This window comes from Fulvimarina endophytica (genome assembly GCF_003403015.1).
GTDB classification, from domain to species: domain Bacteria; phylum Pseudomonadota; class Alphaproteobacteria; order Rhizobiales; family Rhizobiaceae; genus Fulvimarina; species Fulvimarina endophytica.
In genome coordinates this window covers 237,482-252,801 of the sequence record NZ_QURL01000005.1, presented here as the reverse complement: position 1 = coordinate 252,801, position 15,320 = coordinate 237,482, and the positions used below count along the sequence as shown (strand labels likewise).

Here is a 15,320-nt window from a genome sequence, read left to right as displayed (position 1 = left end):
CTTCATGCTTGATGACGGAAGGCCGTTCGCACGGCGCCGGTCCATCCGGCGCCGGCGATCGGCGCGCTCAGGAAATCCAGTCGATGTCGTTGAAGCCGCGATCCAGATAGCCGCCCTTGTCGGCGGAGGCGCCCTCGTAGCCGAAGAGCGGCCAGAGCTCCTTCTGGTTGTAGAGGCCGACCGTCAGATTGCTGCGCACCTTCCGGAAGAAGTCGCCGTCCTCAATGAGCTTGAGGAGGGCCGTGCGATCGTCCTCGGACTCGATCTCCGAATAGCGCGTGCCGTGGGCTTCCTGCGCGCTCCTGTCCAGCTCCGCCACATTGCTCTCGAGAAGATCGCGCTCCTCGGCCGACGCACGGGCGGCCTCGTCGAGGATGTTGACGGCGTTCGCGTAGAACTTGTCCTCGATCTGCGGATGGGGATAGCAGTCGCGCGACATCTGCACGAGGGTCGCGAAGGTCTGCGGCTGGGTGGACCGGGGCATGTTGGCCCAGGCCTGCCCGACGACGAGGCCCGAGGGCATGATCGTCATCGCCAGAAGGCCGATGCCGCCCTTCAGGAAGCCGCGTCGGTTGGATGCCAGTCTTTCGTCATGAAGCGCCATATCGTTTCCTCCCGATGGCGATTGACCCGTCGGGCACACGCTCCGCTCCCCCGGAGCGCGCGCCGTCGGAACTTACTGGAAGCGCCCGGCGCGTTCCAAAACCTCGATCTTGTAGCCGTCCGGATCCTCGATGAAGAAGAAGCGGCCGAGGAGCGTGCCCTCGTGCTTGATCTCCTTCACGTCCTTGGGCTGAAGCCCTGCCTCGGACATGCGCGAATGCTCGGCTTCGACATCGCCGACCGAGACCGCGATATGGCCGTAACCGTTGCCGAGATCGTAGGGCTCCGTCCGGTCGGCATTGATGGTCAGTTCGAGTTCGTGCGTGGCATCGGCATTCGACATGTAGACGAGGGTGAAACCGTCGAATGCGTAGCGGTCCGCGACCTTCAGGCCGAACGCCTTCTCGTAGAACGCGACCGAGCGCGCCTCTTCGAGAACCCGGATCATGGTGTGGATCATTTTTGCCAAAACTGTCGTCCTCGCCCTTTCATTCAGATCCGACGGCAGATCCTCGCGGTGGACGAAGCCGCCGTCGCCCGACCTTTGCGATGCGTCGGATGTCGATCTTAGGATGATTGTAAAAACAGCGGGTAGTAGGATCGTGTGACACGGCGGGATCGCCGTTCGCGGGTTTTCGAACCCTCGCGGTGCCCGGCTCGGCCGATGGCGGCGAGGGTTGTCCGGCGCGAAATGCGCAGCGTTTGGGGCCCGCCCATCCGCCCGGTTCCGGCAGATGAGATCGACCTCCGCCTGCGGTGGATACGACTGCTCGGACCGAGGCCGCTACGATGATCGCGCGCAACCTCGCTGGACGCTGCGGAAGGCAGCAGGCGCATCGATCTCGCGAACCGGCCGGCGAGGGCCCGGCACGCTCGGTCGGCCCGATCGTTCAGCTGGCGAGGGGAAGGGGCTCGGCCGGTTCCTGCCTCAGCCGATCGATGCGGGCGGCCGCATGGCGGGCCGATTGCTGCTGGCTCCGGCGCTCCAGATAGACGAGGCAGGCGCAACGCAGATGGGACGCGAAGTTGCGCACTTCGCCATTGAGATCCAGAACCTCGTCGTGAAGCGTCGTCAGGAATTTCGCAAGGCTCATGTTCTGGCCTTCGGCGAGGCTCTCGAGCGTGCGCCAGAAAGCGGCTTCGAGCCGGATCGACGTGGAATGACCGCCCAGCCGAACCGAACGGGTCTCACCCTCGATATCCTCGGCCGGTATCCCGGCGAACAGATGGCACATGTGACGTTCCCTCCGCGACCATTCCCGCTGTTCTGCGCAGCTTAGACGAGTTCCAATTCGGTTTGAACCTCCTTCTGTGACGCAGTCTCCCGGTCCCTTTCGCTCACGGCCGGGTGTTCAAAGATATTTTTCGAGTTCTTTCAGAAGGCGTCGACGTTCCCTCTTGCGGTAGATCTGCTCGGTCCTCACGCTGTTCGGTATGACACGCGAGCCGTTCTCGTGATTGCGGTCGATCGTGAACATCCGCTTTGCCCCGACGGGAAGCGTCTCGGGTCCGTAGAGTGCGACGACCGTGATCTTCACGGCGTCGATATCGCGGGCACTCCTGATTTCGGGATCGTTGCTCGCCAGCTGATCGAGCAGCGAACTAAAATGGCCGATATCGAGATATTGTCCCCGCTCCAGACTGCCCTGCCGCATCGCCGAGGTCGGATCGGAACCCAGCTCTTCGGGCAGATCGCGCATATCCGTCAGCTGGGTCTCGTTCCATGTTCCGTTCGATCGAACCTCGACGATGAGGCTCGTGACGTAGATCGGCTCCTGGCTCATATTCGTGATCAGGCAGCGCGCGCCGAGGCCGGAACCCGCCCCGCGCGTGACGAGGATCGAGGCCTGGCGAAGGCGGCGATAGCCGTTGAGCAGCAGCTGGAGATACATGATCCAGACGACCAGCATCGCCATGTTGACGAAGAGGCCGACGAGACTTGTATGCTCCTCGATCCAGCTCCAGAACCCCATTCGATCGCTTCCCGTCCTCGAACCACCGCCGTCCTACCTAAGGCGGAGCAGGCGCGATGCCGAGATCACCGAGCGGCGATTTGGTTGCCGACTGAAAACGTAACGATCCCGATGTGAGACCATGCCGAATACCCCACGTCCCCGCCGATCCCTGCTTCTCGTATCCGCCGGCAACGAGCGGGCGCTCGCAGCGTCCGACACTCTCGACGCCGACGGCCTGATCTTCGATCTGACCGAGAGCGTCGCGCCGGGCGAAAAGCCGGCCGCGCGCGAGCGGCTGCGCGACCATCTTCGCCAATCCCGGTTCCGGGGCGAGCGGATCGTCAGGATCAACGGGCTGGATACGGTCTGGGGAACGGAGGATTTCCTGGCCGCACGGGGTGCCGGCGTGGACGCAATCCTCTTGCCGCAGGTGGAGGATGCAAGCGTCGTGTCCCAGATCGCGACGGCGCTCACGGAGACGGATGCCCCAGAGGGGTTGAAGCTCTGGGCTCTGATCGGGACCCCGAAGGGCATCGTCAATGTCGCCGCGATCGCAGAGGAGGCTCCCGGCCGCCTGAGCGCGCTCGTCGCGGGGACGGCGACCCTGAAGCTCGCGGCCGGGATCCGCCCCGACGCAGAGCGGACCGAGCTCCTGCCCTGGCTCGCAAGCTTGATCCTTGCCGCCAAGAGCGCAGGGCTCGATGCCATCGACGCGCCGTTCGGCGACGTGTCCGACGCAGATGGGCTCGAACGCGAATGCACGGCCGCAAGCCGCCTCGGCTTCGATGGCAAGATCGTCGTTCACCCGACGCAGATCGCGACCGTCAACGAACGGTTCAGCCCGGAACCCCATGCGGTCGCCTGGGCGGAGCGGGTCATCGAGGCCTTCCAGTCCTCGCCCGATCTCGAAAGCGGAACGGCGAGCCTCGATGGTCGCAGCATCGACCGCCTTCATCTCGGCGTCGCCGACCATATCTTGAAGCTGAAGGATGCGATCGCCGCCCGCGTCGCGACGAACAGAGAGCCTCGATGATCCTCTACCGATTTCTGTCCGGCCCGGACGACTCCTCGTTCTGCCACAAGGTTTCGCTCGCATTGTCGAAGGGCTGGGACCTCTACGGGTCGCCGACCTATGCCTATGATCAGGCGAGCGGGACGATGCGCTGCGGCCAGGCCGTCGTGAAGACAGTGGAAGGCAAGACCTACGATCCCAACATGAAGCTCGGCGAACAGTAGGGTGCGTCCATTTCCGGGGGCACACCCCTTTCCGATATCGTGAGCCGGGGGGCGTCACGCACGCGCTCCGTCCTCGGATGGATCGCGGCCGTCTTCGGTCTTGTCGTCCTCGCGCTCGCACTCGGCGTGGTCGTGCCGCGAGCCGGTATTCGGACCGGCGACGCGGACGCTCCGGCGCGGCAGATCTACGTCCTGTCCAATCCGATCCACACGGATATCGCGGTTCCCCTCGATGCCGAGACGCGCGCCCGGTTCGCCTTCCTCGAAGAGGGCGGCGTCGACATCGCCCGGCCGGACGCGCGCTGGCTGATCGTCGGCTGGGGTGGGGAGACGTTCTACGTCACGACACCGACCTGGGCCGATTTCAGGGTCTGGCCGGTCCTGCGTTCCGTTCTGGGCGACCGATCGGTGCTGCATGTGGATCTCGCCGGGCCTCTTGCATCCGATGCTCCTTTCCTCATGCCGATCGAACTGACCGAGGCCGGCTATCGGCGCATGCTCGACGCGATCGCTTCGAGTTTCGCGGCGACGGAAGCCGGCTCCACCTTCCCCGGCTATGGCTCGGTCGACCGGTTCTATCCGGCCGTCGGCTGGTTCCAGGTCCTGTTCGGCTGCAATACCTGGACGGGCGAGATGCTCCGCGAGGCGGGGGCGACGACCGGGATGTGGACGCCGCTTCCCTTCCTGCTGAGATGGTCGATCCGGCTGCACAACTGAGCGATCCTGGCGCCGATCCGACAAGACGGATGATGCAAAGGCTGGAACGGAACGCGGCCGGAGGCGTCTACTCAAAGAACGAAACGGGATTTCGAGGAGATCATCCGATGGCCGATTCCAAGCAGTTGACCGATCACGACAAGATCAAGGCCTGGGCGGCGGACTCCGAAGGGCGTCCGGCGATCGTCGCCGATACCGAAGACGGATCGAAGGGGCCGGGGCTGTTGCGCTTCGACCATGGCCAGGACAATGACGGGCTGGAGCCGATCTCCTGGGACCGGTTCTTCGAGATCTTCGAGGACCAGAAGCTCGCCCTTTTGATCGACGCCTCAGGCGACAATCAGCAGTTCAGCCGCTTCGTCAGCCGGGACTGATCGGCTTTCGCAGCCGCACACCCTTGCGCCCGGCGCCGAGACCGCCGATGTTGGGCACAGTAATGATGTAACGATCGGATCAGGCGATGTTTACGGGTTCCGTCATGAGCTTCCTCGCCTTCCTCGCGATCGTGCTGGTCGTTGCGTCGAGTGGTGCGGTCTTCAAGCCGGGGCCCTGGTATCAGCGGCTCGAAAAGCCCTCGTGGACGCCGCCGAACTGGGCGTTTCCGACGGTCTGGTCGGTCCTCTACCTCTTCATCGCGATCGCGGGCTGGCGCGTCTACGAGGCGGACGGCCTCGTCGCGCTTCCCTTCCTCGTCTACGGCGTGCAGCTCGTTCTGAACGCCGCCTGGTCGGCCTTCTTCTTCGGGGCGAGACGCGCCGATCTCGCTTTCGGCGATGTCGTCCTGCTCTGGCTGACGGTCGTGGCGAACATCGTCCTGTTCCTGCCGATCGATCTCGTGGCAGGCCTTCTTCTCGTGCCGTATCTCGTCTGGGTCACGGCGGCCGCCTGTCTCAACTATTCGGTCTGGCAGCGCAATCCGGGGGCCTTTTCGGGCAAGGCCGCCTGAGCGGTCCTTATCTGCGCTCGCGCCGGGGCGGCGTTTCCATCCACTTGATCACGACCATGGCCGGAATGATCCAGAGGAAGCCCGTGAAGAAGAAATAGGCGAGGTGCACCCAGCCGCTCGACTCGCCGAGGAAGCCGACGGCGATCGTCGTCGCAAGGAGGGCGTAGAGGGTCACGAGCACGATGATGACGATCGTGCCGATGAACTTCTTGAGGCGGACGGGCATGGTGCTCCTTGGCGCGTTCGTGGCGTCGGCCCTTAATGGGCGAAGATCGTGGCGGTTTCCAGCACCTTCCCGCCGCGACCGATGGCATCGGTTCGCGGCCGGGCACGGGCCCGCAATTTTTGTGATCGAGCAAGGACGTGCGACGCTCGGCCAGCTTGCTTCCGCCCAAGTTCGGGTGCAGACGCTTTTTCCATGACTACGGCGACTTTCGACAGGGCACAGGCCCCCTCCGACACCCGGATCGAGCAAAACCGACGCGCGGTCCGCCTCTGGCTCCTTATCGTCGTGGTGATGGTCTTCGCGATCGTCACGGTCGGCGGTGCGACGCGGCTGACCGAATCCGGTCTCTCGATCACGGAATGGAAGCCGATCCACGGCGTCGTTCCGCCTCTCTCCGCCACCGAATGGCAGGAGGAGTTCGATCTCTACAAGCGCATTCCGCAATATCAGGAAATCAATCGGGGCATGAGCCTCGACGAGTTCAAGACCATCTTCTGGTGGGAATGGGCGCACCGTCTTCTCGCGCGCACCATCGGCGTGGTCTTCGCCGTTCCTCTCGTCTTCTTTTGGGCGACGGGCCGGCTCGAACCCTTCCTCAAGCCGCGATTGAGCGGGATCTTCGTTCTCGGTGCGATCCAGGGCGGCATCGGCTGGTGGATGGTGGCAAGCGGGCTCGTCGACCGGACCGATGTCAGCCAGTACCGCCTGGCGACCCATCTCATCATCGCCTCGTTCATCCTCGCATCCTGTCTGTGGGTGGCGGAGGGTCTGAAGCGACGGGACTTCCAGGCCGCGCCAACCAAGGGCTCCCTGGCGGTGGCGCTCTTCATCCTCGCGCTGGTCTTCCTGCAGATCTATCTCGGCGGGCTCGTCGCGGGCCTCAATGCCGGCCTCATCTACAACACCTGGCCCCTGATGGACGGCGCCTGGATCCCGTCCAACCTCTTCGCGATGGACCCGGCCTGGGTCAGTCTCTTCGAGGACCATCTGACGATCCAGTTCGTCCACCGCATGACGGCCTATTCGCTCTTCGCGGTCACGCTCGTCCACGCCATCGCCGCCCAAGTGATCGCGCCCGGCACCCGCCATGCTCTGACGGCCTGGCTGCTGTTTGCCGGCGTCGTGTGTCAGGCGATGGTCGGCATCGTCACTCTTCTACTCGTCGTTCCGATCTCCTGGGGCCTCCTGCACCAGTTCGGCGGCGTTGCGGTGCTGGCGCTCGCCGTCATCCATGCGCGCGGGCTCATCGGGGAGTATCCGCGGCCGGAACGGGTCGCAGCCTGAAGCTTGGGCGAGCCCCCTGCCAAGGCCGCGACAGTCCGCCGGGTTGAGGTGGCCCCCGCGCGCCCTAGCCTGACCTGTGATCGAACCTTATTCAGGAGTGACACGTCATGCAGATGCGCAAACGTTTGATGGCCGCCGCCGGCACGGCCTCGCTGGCGCTGTTCCCCGGTGGTGCCTTCGCGGGCGAAAGCGTCGACTACAAGGTCGAGGACAGCGACTATCAGGGCTATTACGCGCCGGCCTCGGGCGATGGCGAGCCTGCCGGCCTCGTCCTCATCATCCATGACTGGGACGGCCTCAACGACTACGAGATGGAGCGTGCCGACATGCTCGCCGAACTCGGCTACGATGCCTTCGCGGTCGATCTCTATGGTGCGGGCAATCGTCCCGAATCGACCGAGGCCAAGAAGGCGGAGACGAACAAGCTCTACGAGGATCGCGAGGCGATGCGGGCGCGGATCGTCGGCGGCCTGGAAGCTGCGCGCGGCCAGTCCGATGCCGGCCAGGCCGTGATCATCGGCTATTGCTTCGGCGGTGCGGCGGCCATGGAGGCGGCCCGGTCCATCAGTGCCGAGAACATCGCGGGCTATGCCGCCTTCCATGGTGGCCTGACGACGCCCGAAGGCCAAAGCTATCGTGACGATACCGCGCCGATCCTCATCCTCCAGGGCGGAGCCGACGATTCGACGCCGCCTTCGGAGGCCTACGAACTCGCCGATACGCTGGAAAAGCAGGGCATCACCTACGGCCTGCACGTCTATTCCGGCGCGCCCCATGCCTTCACGGTGTTCGGATCGGACCGCTACCAGCAGCGTGCCGACGAAAATTCCTGGCTCGTATTCCAGCAGTTCCTGAAGGACAATCTCGGCTGAGGCGACGCCGTCGCGGTCTCGGCTGAGACCGTCCCGTCACGAGGCTCCGCGTATCCCGTCGATGCGCGGAGCCTTTTCGATTTCAGGCGCCCAGCTCAGGGGAAGAGGGGCAGCTGCTCCAGTCCCAGCGTCTCGTCGAGACCGAAGGCCAGATTGAAGTTCTGGAGTGCCTGTCCGGCCGATCCCTTGACCAGGTTGTCGAGCGTGGAGATGACGATGGCCCGTCCCGGAATGCGGTCGGGAATGACGTTCGTCGCGACATAGTTGGAGCCGCGGACCATCTGGGTCTGCGGCAGGGTCTCCCCGTCGAGGATCGTGACGAACGGATCGCTCGCATAGGCCGTCAGAAGGGTCTCCTTCAGATCGGCAGCGGTGCTGCCGCCTTCCAGACGCACATAGCTGGTCGTCAGTTCGCCCCGGCTCATGGGAATGAGGTGAGGGGTGAAGTTGACGCGCAGATCCTGCCTGCCGCTGGCCTTCCCGATTTCCTGTTCGATCTCCGCCATGTGCCGGTGCTTGCCGACCGCATAGGGCGACAGGCCTTCGCCTGCCTCGCAGAACAGGGTGTTCTCCTTGAGGCCCCGCCCGGCGCCGGAAACACCCGACTTCGCATCGATGACGATATCGGTGGTGTCGATCAGGCCGGCGGTCGCGAGCGGCAGGAGCGACAGGAGCACGGCCGTCGGATAGCATCCGGGGCAGGCGATGAGCCGCGCACCGGCGATCTCGTCGCGGTAATGTTCCGTCAGGCCGTAGACGGCCTCGGGCTGGATCTCGGTCGCGACATGATCGAGGCCGTACCACTCCTTGTAGACGTCCGGGTCCCGCAGCCGGAAATCGGCCGACATGTCGACGATCTTCACCTTCGGATCGTTCCGGAAGATCTGCTGCGCGATCGCTTGGGTCGTGCCGTGGGGCAGGCCGCAGAACACCGCGTCGACCGAGCTCCAGTCGGCATCGTCGATGGAGATGAGATCCGGAAGGTCCACATGGGAGAAATGCTTGAACACGTCCCGCATCGGCTTGCCGGCATGGCTGTTGGCCGTCAGCACCGTGAGATCGATCGCCGGGTGGCGAAGGGCGAGGCGCACGAGATCCGCCCCGGTATATCCACTGGCGCCGAGGACGCCGACCTTGATCTTTTCCATGATGCTGCTTTCCCGTGATCGTCCGGTCTTGAAGTCCCGCTTTAAAGCATCCGACCGACCCCTGTGAACCGGCTTTCTGTCGGACCCCTCAAAGGGCTCCGATCAGAGCCTCGACGATATGGTCCTGGGTCTCTTCGGACAGATAGGGATGCATGGGCAGGCTGATGACCTCGCGGGACAATCCGTCCGTTTCCGTCAGCTCCCCGCCAGCGACCTCGAAGCGCTCATAGGCCGTCTGGCGATGGAGCGGAATCGGATAGTAGATCGCCGTCGGCACGCCGGCCTCGCGCAGGGCGGCCTGGACCGCTTCGCGCCGCTCCGGCTGGGGCAGGCGAACGGTGTATTGCGCAACGGTCGAGACCGCGCCCTCGGCAAGCGCCTGCGGGACGACATGTCCCTTCAAAAGCTCGCCATAGCGCCGTGCGATCCGCATCCGCGCCTCGATCTCGTCCGGGAAGATCGCGAGCTTCTCGATCAGGATGGCGGCCTGGAGGGTGTCCATGCGCGCATTCATGCCGATGCGCACGCAATCGTACTTGTCCTTGCCCTGCCCATGGACCCGGAGCGAGTGCATGATGCGCTGGAGGTCGTCGTCATTCGTCTGGATGGCCCCGCCATCGCCGTAGCAGCCGAGGGGCTTTGCCGGGAAGAAGCTCGTGCAGACGACATCCGCCCATTCGATCGAGAGCTTGCCGTCCGTGGTCGCGCCATATCCTTGCGCGGCATCGGAGACGAGCTTCAGCCCATGCGCGTCGCAGACCGCGCGGATCGCGGCGTAGTCGGCTGCCAGTCCGAAGAGATCGACGGCGATGACGACACGGGGCTTGAGCTTGCCCTCGCGCTTCACGGCCTCGATGGCGAGGTCGAGCTTGGCCGGATCCATGTTCATCGTGTCCCGGTCCACATCCACGAAGACCGGTGTCGCTCCGAGCCAGGCGACGACCTCGGCGGTCGCCGCGAAGGTGAAGCTCGGGCAGAAGACGGCGTCTCCCATCCGCAGGTCCCAGGCCATCAGCGGCAGGGCGAGCGCATCCGTGCCGGAGGAGCAGGACAGGGTGTGCTTCGCCTTGCCGAACGCGCCGAGCTTCTCCTCGAGCTCGGCGATTTCCGGGCCCATGATATAGGCGCCATGATCGAGCACCGCCGCCATGCGCCGGTCCACCTTCTCGCGGATGCGGGCCTGCTGGGTCGCCAGATCGATGAAGGGAATGGCCTGGGGCGGAGGGGTGCGGTTCATGAGCTTCGTCCGATGAAAAGGTTCGGCGCGAGGGGTGGCCGAGACGGCGCGATAAGGCCAGTCAAAAAACGTGACGCTTCCTTACCAGATGGCGAAGGAACGGGTTGCGGGAGACTGGCCTTCGATGGCGATGCCCGTCTATCGGCGCCGAATATGGCGTCATCACGCCGCCTCTGGCGTCGGACCGGTGCGTGAACGGCAGCTTGCGCGGAGCTTGCGGGGTCGTCGGATGCGCCACCGCCGGCGTGCTCCGGCACAATCAGGCCACCGCCTTCTTCCCGGCGAGAATGCCGAGCACATACATCGCGACGCTCGCCCCGGCGATCGCCGTCACATCCGAATGGTCGTATGGCGGCGAGACCTCGACCACGTCGGCTCCGATGAAGTCGAGATTCTTCAGATGATACAGAACCGAGAGCATCTTGGCGGAGGAGGGGCCGCCCGCGACGGGCGTTCCGGTTCCCGGTGCGTAGGCCGGATCGAGACAGTCGATATCGAAAGTCAGATAGACCCGCGTTCCGCCCGTGCGGGCATAGATGCGCTCGGCGATCGCGGTCGCGCTCATCTCCTCGACATCGTAGCCATGGAGGATCTCGACGCCACAGGTCTCTGGCGCATGCGTCCTGATGCCGATCTGGATCGACGAAGCCGCATCGACGAGGCCGGATCCGATCGCGGCGGTCAGGAAGGAACCGTGATCCGAGCGGGGCGTGCCGTCCTCGGCCCGGCGCGGGATCGGCCAGGTGTCCTGATGGGCGTCGAAGTGCACGAGCGAGATCGGGCCGTGGCGGTCGTGATGGGCCTGAAGCAGCGGGTGTGTGATCGAGTGGTCGCCACCCAGCGTCAGGAGAAAGCCCGTCTTCGAAAGGAGATCGCCGGCTTCTTTCCGGATCGCCTCGTGCGCGCGCTCGGGAAACCGGTAGTCCAGCGCGCAGTCGCCGTAGTCCACGACGCGCAGATGTTCGAAGATGTCGTGATGGAAGGGATATTGCGGATCGTTGTCGAAGATCGCCGATGCGCGCCGGATCGCCTGCGGGCCGAACCGCGTGCCCGGACGGTTCGAGACGAGGCCGTCGAACGGCACGCCCCAGACCGTGACGTCCGCGCCCTCGACGTCCTTCGAGAAGCGGCGGCGCATGAACGACAGGGCGCCGGCATAGGTGGGATCGGCGGAGGGGCCGAGATCGTTCGCGGCCGTGAAGGCGTGGTCAGGCGATGGAATGGGCACGATGGAGGCGCGTCCTGAAACTGGCGGTGACGACCTGCGATATGGAGTACGTCGCCGCAGTTTCGAACGGATAGGCGCCAGATCGGCGAACGCAAAAAGAGGCGGCACGGGCGGCCGCCCCGGACGAGTTGCGTGACGAAGTCGTTCAGTCGGCCCGCTTCACCGCCATGATCGACTTGTTGAGGCCCGCGACCTTCTCCATTCGGATGTCGGCATCGGGGAAGAATTCGCGCATCATGCGCCGGTCGAGGAGGCGAACCTCGCGCACATTGTCCCAGGCTTCCTCCGCGGTCTTGGCGCGCGGGAAGAAGCCGATGTTGAACCGCCGCATCAGCCCCGCGCGCACCGCGAGGGGGAGATACTGGAAGCCGACGACGCGGAAATGGGGCTCCAGCGGGAACCAGTAATTCGGCGTCTGGACGTAATAGTTGCGGCCGAGCCGGCGGACATTGTCGGCGAACGCCTTCATCTTGTCGCGCTCGCCCACATGCTCGATGACCGAGTTGGAATGGACGATGTCGAACTGGCGGCCGGCGAAGAGATCGGGCGCGCACCCGTCACCGAGAATATTGGTGAACTGGGCGCCCACCGCGTCCGGCGCTTCCTCGTTGTTGACCATGGTGATCGACACCCGGTCCCCGAGGCTCTTCAGGTAGTCGGCGCCGATGACCCAATAGGATTCGGTGCCGCCGAGATCGAGGATGTCGGCCCGGCCGGTCCTCGCAACGGAGGCTTCGATGAGTTCGCGCACATGGGCGAAGCGCTTCGACCGGAAGCCGCGTTCGAGGCTTTTCGGGTCGCTCATGGGGTCGGGCTTGGACCAGCTTGCGGGATCGTTGAGCGTCGTCGTCGACATGCGCATATCCGTTCGTGAGCATTCGTCTCGACGACTGGAATAGCGGTTCTGTCCTAAGCCTTCCGAAATGAAGAGGGTTGACGACCCGTTGAGGCTCGCCCGCGATCTCCCGCCGGTCCGGTCGCGGATGCGAAAAGGGCCGCCGGTGTCGACCGGCGGCCCTTTGAAGGAAGCATTCGAAAGAAGCGCCGCGCGGGCGCCCTCGATCAGCGCTTGGAGAACTGGAAGGAGCGACGGGCCTTCGCGCGGCCGTACTTCTTACGCTCGACCACACGGCTGTCGCGGGTCAGGAAGCCGCCCTTCTTGAGGACCGGACGCAGGCCCGGCTCGTAGAAGGTGAGGGCGCGGGAAATGCCGTGGCGAACCGCACCGGCCTGACCCGAGAGACCGCCGCCGGCGACCGTGGCGATGATGTCGAACTGGCCATCGCGATCGGCCGCGACGATCGGCTGACGAAGCACCATCTGCAGGACCGGACGGGCGAAATAGGCCGAGAAGTCCTTGTCGTTGATGATGATCTTGCCGGTGCCGGGCTTCACCCAGACGCGGGCGACCGCATCCTTGCGCTTGCCGGTCGCATAGGCGCGGCCGTAGGCGTCGAGCTTCTGGACATGAACCGGCGCGTCGGACTGGAGGCCCGTTTCGGCCGAGCCGAGTTCTTCGAGAGAGGAGAGCTGGGACATGGGTCTTAAGCGGCCTTCGCGTTCTTGGAGTTCATCGCCTTGACGTCGAGGGTCGTCGGCTGCTGAGCCTCATGCGGATGTTCGGCGCCGGCATAGACGCGCAGGTTCTTGAGTTGGCGACGGCCGAGCGGGCCGCGCGGGAGCATGCGCTCGACGGCCTTTTCGAGGACGCGCTCGGGGAAGCGGCCTTCCATGATCTCGCGCGCCTTGCGCTCCTTGATGCCGCCCGGATAGCCGGTGTGCCAGTAATAGGTCTTGTTCCAGAACTTCTTGCCCGTGAACACGGCCTTTTCGGCATTGACGATGATGATGTTGTCGCCATCGTCCACGTGCGGGGTGAAGGTGGCCTTGTGCTTGCCGCGGAGGCGGAGCGCGACGAGGGAAGCGAGACGGCCGACGACGAGGCCTTCGGCATCGATCAGAATCCACTTCTTCTCGATCGTCTCGACCTTCTGGATGAAAGTCTTCATGGGGTGATCCCGGTGCTTGGAATTGCGGTCGGCGCCGGCATGATCGCGCGCCATACAAAAAAGAGCGGGCCATCGACCCGCGCTTCATGACGGTCGCACTACGGGCTCAGAGACGCCCTGTCAAGCTCAAATGGAAATGACTGGCGTGCCGAAGAACCCATATCTGCGCGGTTCGCGCCGCATTGGTATTTGGATACCGCATCGATCCGAGGCGGTTCCGGCTTGTCTGTCAGACCGGCGGGGCGGCGCAACGAATTGGGCCGAACCTGCTTGCCCTCCGCCTCTCGGACCGTCGGCTTCCGGTGCGGGCGCGCGGGCGTGCCTGCATCCCCGATCAGGTCTGGGGGATCGAATAGGTCGCGGTCGCGTGGGCGACCGCTTCGCCATCGGCCTCGCTGAGGATCGAGATCTCGGTCACTGCGAGGCGCTTGCCGAGTTTCAGGACGGACCCCTTGCCGAGGAGGGCGCCGGGCTGGGGCTTGCGCAGGAAGTTGATGTTGAGATTGGTGGTGACCGTCAGGGCTTTCGGTCCGATCTGCGTCAGGATGGCGAGCCACTGGGTCACGTCCGCGATGGCGAAGAGGGTCGGGCCCGATACGGTGCCGCCTGGTCTAAGATGCCGGCTGCCCGCGTCGAGCCTCGCCGTCAGGTGCCCCGGGGAAAGCTCCACGACCGTGTAGCCACCGAGGGATTGTTCGAGTTCGGGAAACTGGTCCGCGAGGAAGGCGTTCATTGCGTCGATGTCATCGATGCCCGGCATTGGCTTGTCTCCCCTTGCGCCCGCTTCGGGCAGCTTTGCCCTGTATCGCCTGCAGAGGGATGGATGACCACCCGGTGCGGCTCTCTCCGGGCCGAGGCCGCTCGTTTGTACGGCGAACCCCGATGGTTATGGCTGGTGACGCTCTGAGGTCGAGGCGCTCGGTCTTGAAAGCGTCGAAGCGCTTCGGCAAGGAACGGCTCATCCGGTCGCAGATGGTTCGCGGCCGGCGAACAGAGCGCCTCGAAACGGAGACTTCCTGCCATGGCCGAGATCGTCGAACTGTCGCCCGAACCGCGCAAGACCGGCCCGGTCGAGGTGCAGGAGGGACCAGGCATCACCCGGCTCGTCCTGTCCAACCCGCCGGCCAACACGCTTTCCATTGAGGTGATGGAGGCTCTGAAGGCGGCCTTCGAGGCTTGCGCCGCCAATCCGGACTGCCGCGTCGTGATTCTCGCGGCGAAGGGCGAGACCTTCTGTGCGGGACACGACCTAAAGGAACTGACCGCGCATCGTTCCGACGAGGACCGGGGCCGTGCCTTCTTCGAGAGGACCATGCGGCTCTGCTCGGATCTCATGCAGACGATCGTGCGCCTGCCCCAGCCGGTGATTGCGGAGGTGGGCGGTTTCGCAACGGCGGCCGGTTGCCAGCTCGTCGCCTCCTGCGACCTCGCGATCGCTTCGGAAGAAGCCCAGTTCCAGACGCCGGGCGTCCATATCGGCCTGTTCTGCTCGACGCCCATGGTCGCGCTTTCGCGCAATGTCGCGCCCAAGCACGCCATGGAGATGCTGTTGACGGGCGAGCGGATCGACGCGCGCACGGCGCGAGAATTCGGTCTGATCAACCGTGTGGTGCCGCCGGAATATCTCGGAACGATCATCGGCAAATACGCAACGACGATCGCCGCCAAATCGCCGCTGACGGTGAGGACCGGCAAGGAGGCCTTCTATCGCCAGCTCGAACTGCCGCTTTCTGAGGCTTACGAGCAGACTGCGCAGGTGATGGTGGAGAACATGCTGGCAAGGGACGCCGAGGAGGGAATCGGTGCCTTCCTGGAAAAGCGCAGTCCCGAATGGACCGGGCAATAGCGGCCGGAAGATC

General features: G+C 64.7%; 20 protein-coding genes. 8 read left to right on the top strand and 12 right to left on the bottom strand.

Annotated elements, in window-relative coordinates:
• Nucleotides 1-67: 67 nt before the first annotated feature.
• The 4 genes from DYI37_RS13215 to DYI37_RS13200 form a co-directional block, all read right to left on the bottom strand.
• Complete coding sequence (locus tag DYI37_RS13215; RefSeq protein ID WP_116683726.1) at nt 68-604, bottom strand: gluconate 2-dehydrogenase subunit 3 family protein; 537 nt, start codon at nt 602-604, stop codon at nt 68-70.
• Between the two features lie 72 nt (nt 605-676).
• Nucleotides 677-1,072 carry a VOC family protein gene (locus tag DYI37_RS13210; RefSeq protein ID WP_116683725.1) on the bottom strand — a complete coding sequence of 132 codons (396 nt, stop codon included), beginning with the start codon at nt 1,070-1,072 and terminating at the stop codon, nt 677-679.
• Nucleotides 1,073-1,493: 421 nt separating this feature from the next.
• Nucleotides 1,494-1,838: a ribbon-helix-helix domain-containing protein gene (locus DYI37_RS13205; protein ID WP_116683724.1), complete on the bottom strand. Its 345-nt coding sequence runs from the start codon at nt 1,836-1,838 to the stop codon at nt 1,494-1,496.
• A gap of 117 nt (nt 1,839-1,955) precedes the next feature.
• On the bottom strand, nt 1,956-2,576 hold the full coding sequence (locus DYI37_RS13200; RefSeq protein WP_245413906.1) for a hypothetical protein: 621 nt from the start codon (nt 2,574-2,576) through the stop codon (nt 1,956-1,958).
• A gap of 121 nt (nt 2,577-2,697) precedes the next feature.
• Here DYI37_RS13200 and DYI37_RS13195 point away from each other — a divergent pair, with 121 nt between their 5' ends.
• From DYI37_RS13195 to DYI37_RS13175, 5 genes are all read left to right on the top strand, one after another.
• On the top strand, nt 2,698-3,591 hold the full coding sequence (locus tag DYI37_RS13195) for an HpcH/HpaI aldolase/citrate lyase family protein (RefSeq protein ID WP_116683723.1): 894 nt from the start codon (nt 2,698-2,700) through the stop codon (nt 3,589-3,591).
• On the top strand, nt 3,588-3,794 hold the full coding sequence (locus DYI37_RS13190; RefSeq protein WP_116683722.1) for a DUF1737 domain-containing protein: 207 nt from the start codon (nt 3,588-3,590) through the stop codon (nt 3,792-3,794). The genes DYI37_RS13195 and DYI37_RS13190 overlap by 4 nt, the downstream gene beginning before the upstream one ends.
• 39 nt (nt 3,795-3,833) lie before the next feature.
• Complete coding sequence (locus DYI37_RS13185) at nt 3,834-4,511, top strand: TIGR02117 family protein (RefSeq protein WP_116683721.1); 678 nt, start codon at nt 3,834-3,836, stop codon at nt 4,509-4,511.
• A 107-nt stretch (nt 4,512-4,618) separates the two neighbouring features.
• Complete coding sequence (locus DYI37_RS13180; RefSeq protein ID WP_116683720.1) at nt 4,619-4,885, top strand: hypothetical protein; 267 nt, start codon at nt 4,619-4,621, stop codon at nt 4,883-4,885.
• An 86-nt stretch (nt 4,886-4,971) separates the two neighbouring features.
• Nucleotides 4,972-5,457 carry a TspO/MBR family protein gene (locus tag DYI37_RS13175; protein WP_116683719.1) on the top strand — a complete coding sequence of 162 codons (486 nt, stop codon included), beginning with the start codon at nt 4,972-4,974 and terminating at the stop codon, nt 5,455-5,457.
• A gap of 7 nt (nt 5,458-5,464) precedes the next feature.
• Here DYI37_RS13175 and DYI37_RS13170 read toward each other — a convergent pair whose 3' ends face one another.
• Nucleotides 5,465-5,683, bottom strand: a complete 219-nt coding sequence (locus DYI37_RS13170) for a DUF2842 domain-containing protein (protein WP_116683718.1) — start codon at nt 5,681-5,683, stop codon at nt 5,465-5,467.
• A gap of 192 nt (nt 5,684-5,875) precedes the next feature.
• Here DYI37_RS13170 and DYI37_RS13165 point away from each other — a divergent pair, with 192 nt between their 5' ends.
• Nucleotides 5,876-6,967: a COX15/CtaA family protein gene (locus DYI37_RS13165; RefSeq protein WP_116683717.1), complete on the top strand. Its 1,092-nt coding sequence runs from the start codon at nt 5,876-5,878 to the stop codon at nt 6,965-6,967.
• A 107-nt stretch (nt 6,968-7,074) separates the two neighbouring features.
• Nucleotides 7,075-7,839: a dienelactone hydrolase family protein gene (locus DYI37_RS13160; RefSeq protein WP_116683716.1), complete on the top strand. Its 765-nt coding sequence runs from the start codon at nt 7,075-7,077 to the stop codon at nt 7,837-7,839.
• Nucleotides 7,840-7,934: 95 nt separating this feature from the next.
• Here DYI37_RS13160 and argC read toward each other — a convergent pair whose 3' ends face one another.
• From argC to DYI37_RS13125, 7 genes are all read right to left on the bottom strand, one after another.
• Nucleotides 7,935-8,987, bottom strand: coding sequence for an N-acetyl-gamma-glutamyl-phosphate reductase (gene argC / locus DYI37_RS13155; RefSeq protein ID WP_116683715.1), 1,053 nt, complete (start codon nt 8,985-8,987; stop codon nt 7,935-7,937).
• A gap of 88 nt (nt 8,988-9,075) precedes the next feature.
• Nucleotides 9,076-10,224 (bottom strand): DegT/DnrJ/EryC1/StrS family aminotransferase, encoded by a 1,149-nt coding sequence (locus tag DYI37_RS13150; RefSeq protein WP_116683714.1) that lies wholly within the window; start codon nt 10,222-10,224, stop codon nt 9,076-9,078.
• Nucleotides 10,225-10,483: 259 nt separating this feature from the next.
• The gene (speB, locus tag DYI37_RS13145; RefSeq protein ID WP_116683713.1) at nt 10,484-11,452 is read right to left on the bottom strand and encodes an agmatinase; all 969 of its coding nucleotides are present in this window, start codon (nt 11,450-11,452) and stop codon (nt 10,484-10,486) included.
• A gap of 145 nt (nt 11,453-11,597) precedes the next feature.
• A complete protein-coding gene (locus DYI37_RS13140) occupies nt 11,598-12,308 on the bottom strand; it encodes a class I SAM-dependent methyltransferase (protein WP_116683978.1) in 711 nt (236 codons plus the stop codon).
• 206 nt (nt 12,309-12,514) lie between these two features.
• Nucleotides 12,515-12,991 (bottom strand): 30S ribosomal protein S9, encoded by a 477-nt coding sequence (rpsI, locus tag DYI37_RS13135; RefSeq protein WP_116683712.1) that lies wholly within the window; start codon nt 12,989-12,991, stop codon nt 12,515-12,517.
• A 5-nt stretch (nt 12,992-12,996) separates the two neighbouring features.
• Nucleotides 12,997-13,461, bottom strand: a complete 465-nt coding sequence (gene rplM / locus DYI37_RS13130; RefSeq protein ID WP_116683977.1) for a 50S ribosomal protein L13 — start codon at nt 13,459-13,461, stop codon at nt 12,997-12,999.
• Between the two features lie 334 nt (nt 13,462-13,795).
• On the bottom strand, nt 13,796-14,221 hold the full coding sequence (locus tag DYI37_RS13125) for a PaaI family thioesterase (protein WP_116683711.1): 426 nt from the start codon (nt 14,219-14,221) through the stop codon (nt 13,796-13,798).
• 261 nt (nt 14,222-14,482) lie between these two features.
• On the opposite strand from DYI37_RS13125, the gene DYI37_RS13120 reads away from it, so the two are divergent.
• Nucleotides 14,483-15,307 carry an enoyl-CoA hydratase gene (locus DYI37_RS13120; RefSeq protein ID WP_116683710.1) on the top strand — a complete coding sequence of 275 codons (825 nt, stop codon included), beginning with the start codon at nt 14,483-14,485 and terminating at the stop codon, nt 15,305-15,307.
• Nucleotides 15,308-15,320 lie beyond the last annotated feature (13 nt).

Bases quoted from the DNA above. Each gene is read 5' to 3' on its own strand.
- DYI37_RS13205 (WP_116683724.1), bottom strand. From the start codon at position 1,838: ATGTGCCATCTGTTCGCCGGGATACCGGCCGAGGATATCGAGGGTGAG.
- DYI37_RS13180 (WP_116683720.1), top strand. From the start codon at position 4,619: ATGGCCGATTCCAAGCAGTTGACCGATCACGACAAGATCAAGGCCTGG.
- DYI37_RS13175 (WP_116683719.1), top strand. From the start codon at position 4,972: ATGTTTACGGGTTCCGTCATGAGCTTCCTCGCCTTCCTCGCGATCGTG.
- DYI37_RS13125 (WP_116683711.1), bottom strand. From the start codon at position 14,221: ATGCCGGGCATCGATGACATCGACGCAATGAACGCCTTCCTCGCGGAC.
- DYI37_RS13200 (WP_245413906.1), bottom strand. From the start codon at position 2,576: ATGGGGTTCTGGAGCTGGATCGAGGAGCATACAAGTCTCGTCGGCCTC.
- DYI37_RS13215 (WP_116683726.1), bottom strand. From the start codon at position 604: ATGGCGCTTCATGACGAAAGACTGGCATCCAACCGACGCGGCTTCCTG.
- DYI37_RS13160 (WP_116683716.1), top strand. From the start codon at position 7,075: ATGCAGATGCGCAAACGTTTGATGGCCGCCGCCGGCACGGCCTCGCTG.
- DYI37_RS13165 (WP_116683717.1), top strand. From the start codon at position 5,876: ATGACTACGGCGACTTTCGACAGGGCACAGGCCCCCTCCGACACCCGG.
- DYI37_RS13170 (WP_116683718.1), bottom strand. From the start codon at position 5,683: ATGCCCGTCCGCCTCAAGAAGTTCATCGGCACGATCGTCATCATCGTG.
- DYI37_RS13150 (WP_116683714.1), bottom strand. From the start codon at position 10,224: ATGAACCGCACCCCTCCGCCCCAGGCCATTCCCTTCATCGATCTGGCG.
- DYI37_RS13120 (WP_116683710.1), top strand. From the start codon at position 14,483: ATGGCCGAGATCGTCGAACTGTCGCCCGAACCGCGCAAGACCGGCCCG.
- DYI37_RS13195 (WP_116683723.1), top strand. From the start codon at position 2,698: ATGCCGAATACCCCACGTCCCCGCCGATCCCTGCTTCTCGTATCCGCC.
- DYI37_RS13190 (WP_116683722.1), top strand. From the start codon at position 3,588: ATGATCCTCTACCGATTTCTGTCCGGCCCGGACGACTCCTCGTTCTGC.
- DYI37_RS13140 (WP_116683978.1), bottom strand. From the start codon at position 12,308: ATGTCGACGACGACGCTCAACGATCCCGCAAGCTGGTCCAAGCCCGAC.
- rpsI (WP_116683712.1), bottom strand. From the start codon at position 12,991: ATGTCCCAGCTCTCCTCTCTCGAAGAACTCGGCTCGGCCGAAACGGGC.
- rplM (WP_116683977.1), bottom strand. From the start codon at position 13,461: ATGAAGACTTTCATCCAGAAGGTCGAGACGATCGAGAAGAAGTGGATT.
- argC (WP_116683715.1), bottom strand. From the start codon at position 8,987: ATGGAAAAGATCAAGGTCGGCGTCCTCGGCGCCAGTGGATATACCGGG.